Genomic DNA, 2,285 nt, shown 5'->3' with positions numbered 1-2,285 from the left:
TTGGTAGAAAACGCTTTTGCTAGATTGAAACATTTTAGGGGCATTGCCACGCGATATGATAAGCTCAAAGATAGCTATGCAGCGGCGGTAATGCTCGCTTGTGTCTTTATCTGGTTGCCACTCATTTGAGTTCTATACACACCCTAGTGAGGTGCTCTTCTTTTTTCAATCACTTTCGAAGTTGAGAGTGGGGTATGATATAGGTAATAAACAACATACCGTGTGCCATACCGATGTATTTCACACCTTCTGGAATGTCCATCATATATTTTAGTGGCATGGCGATGAAGAGCAATAATAAGAAAGAGGTGCCTTCTAGATAGCCTATAGTCAGCTGAATGTAAAAATGTTATGGATTTAAACGCGCTACTGGTATAAATTTTCTTTGCGTGCTGCTTACACAGAGGCTGCACAAAATTCATCCCAGTAGCACTGTATCATTTTTAAAGTGGGTTAACTAGACAGCTAAAAGGATAAAAAATGACCAAACCTAATCCAAGAGTATTAGAAGTAAAAGGCGTATTCGTTGAGCCTGCATCGGCGGCTTCAATCGGCGGTGCAATCCGTGATATTAAAGCAGGTAAAATCGCTGAAGGTTCGGTGATCGTTTGCACAGTGACGGGTAATGGTCTAAAAGATCCTGACACTGCGATCAAACAATGTGCCGATGCCGTGATGCTCACCATCAATGCCACATTGGATGATGTCAGAACATCAATCCTATCAAATATGGAAAAATAATTTTTCATGCTTTGCTCAGAAGAAAATACTTAAAAAGCCAACCAACTGCGGTTGGTTTTTTTTATTGCATCGTGCAGAATATAAACTGTATAAGAATAATTCCTATTTACAAACAATTTGATACAGTTTGATTTGTTTTGGTGCAAAATCAATAAATCGCCCAATATTTGTGCAATACAATAATGCTTCAAAGTTGGTTTTGTAAGTTATTGCAGTTTTATTGCAAAGAAATAAGATAAAACAGTAACTTAATAAAGTTGGCACGCCCTTTGCTATTTCAATAACAAGTTCAGAGTCAAATCATTTCGATTTGAACATTTGTAATAAACAGCTTGGGGGAATACCAACATGAACTTTAAACTTTCTACATTAGTGGCTGCATCTTTACTCACTTGTGCAAGTGGCTTGACTATGGCAGCTGAAAGCGATGTATCATTCTCTGGTACTGCAGCAATGACTTCAGATTACCGCTATCGTGGTATGACACAAACTGAAAGCGACCCTGCCGTTCAAGTTGGTTATGGATTAACCCATAGCTCTGGCTTATACGCAGGTGTCTGGGGCTCGAATGTCGGCTTTGGTAGCTCATTAGAGCTCGATCCATATGTAGGTTATAGCACTGAACTTGGCTCTTTGGCGTCTAAACCAGTTTTAGATGTCGGTTTATGGTACTACGGCTATCCAAGTGCTTCTGATTTGAATTGGCTTGAGCTGTATGCACGTCTAGGTTTTGCAGACACCATCACTGTTGGTGACAGTTTGCTTGCAAGCGTGAATTTCACTAATGATTTTTTTGGCTTAGATACTGATGCATGGTATTTAAACCTGACTTATAGCATGCCATTGAGCGCATCTTTCGGTGGTGTAGCAAGCTTAGGTTATACCACTGCTGACGATTATGATTTCAGTGATAACGCTAGTGGCGATGATAACTACATCGACTGGAAAGTTGGTGTGACTTACAGCTTTGCTTCTGTTGAAGACCTGTCAGCTGAGCTTGCTGCTGTCGGCACAAATATTGACGCCGACACCAACCCGTACAAACGTGGTGTAGAGACTGGTGCTGTATTTACAATTACTAAAGCATTCTAAGTTGTAAATAGCATAGGCTAGAAAATTAGCCTTGCGATAAAAAAATCCTGTCTTACTTCAAGGCAGGATTTTTTTATGGAGAATTGGTTCTAAATACGTCTTGGCATGTTAAATGCTTAATATTTATATCGAATAAAGATTGTTTGAATAGATTAAAAAGAAGGGGCTGTCCTAGATGAGTAAAATTATTTAGGATAGCACTATGAGAAAGAGTAAACTAAGTTGGTATAAACAAAGCAGACTCATCGAGTTATTTGTTGCCGGTTCTACCGCGAGAACAGCAGCAAGCCTAATTGGTGTTAATAAAACCACAGCCAGTTATTACTTTCATAGGCTAAGACTGCTTATTTACGAGAATAGGGGCTGTATAGAATTGAGAAAACATTGAAAAAAATAAGCAACGCCTTACTCTAATGTTTACCACAACAAAGAAATAAGGCATCACTTATGAC

1 protein-coding gene and 4 pseudogenes are annotated in these 2,285 nt (G+C 39.1%); 4 read left to right on the top strand and 1 reads right to left on the bottom strand.

From position 1 onward, the window contains the following. Positions 1 to 129: pseudogene (locus ACQKCG_RS13885) on the top strand (IS5/IS1182 family transposase); the annotation flags it as partial. A gap of 64 nt (positions 130 to 193) precedes the next feature. Here the strand turns inward: ACQKCG_RS13885 and ACQKCG_RS13880 are convergent. Next, a pseudogene (locus ACQKCG_RS13880) lies at positions 194 to 340 on the bottom strand (DUF3817 domain-containing protein); the annotation flags it as partial. A gap of 173 nt (positions 341 to 513) precedes the next feature. On the opposite strand from ACQKCG_RS13880, the pseudogene ACQKCG_RS13875 reads away from it, so the two are divergent. The 3 genes and pseudogenes from ACQKCG_RS13875 to ACQKCG_RS13865 form a co-directional block, all read left to right on the top strand. Next, positions 514 to 741 (top strand): annotated as a pseudogene (locus tag ACQKCG_RS13875) (threonine synthase); the annotation flags it as partial. Between the two features lie 348 nt (positions 742 to 1,089). After that, on the top strand, positions 1,090 to 1,833 hold the full coding sequence (locus ACQKCG_RS13870; protein WP_071001644.1) for a TorF family putative porin: 744 nt from the start codon (positions 1,090 to 1,092) through the stop codon (positions 1,831 to 1,833). A gap of 202 nt (positions 1,834 to 2,035) precedes the next feature. Next, a pseudogene (locus ACQKCG_RS13865) lies at positions 2,036 to 2,209 on the top strand (IS1595 family transposase); the annotation flags it as partial. Positions 2,210 to 2,285 lie beyond the last annotated feature (76 nt).

Source organism: Psychrobacter sp. NPDC078929 (assembly GCF_050267985.1).
Taxonomy (GTDB): domain Bacteria; phylum Pseudomonadota; class Gammaproteobacteria; order Pseudomonadales; family Moraxellaceae; genus Psychrobacter.
The sequence above is the reverse complement of the archived record's forward strand: the minus strand, read 5'-3'. Positions and strand labels throughout refer to the sequence as shown.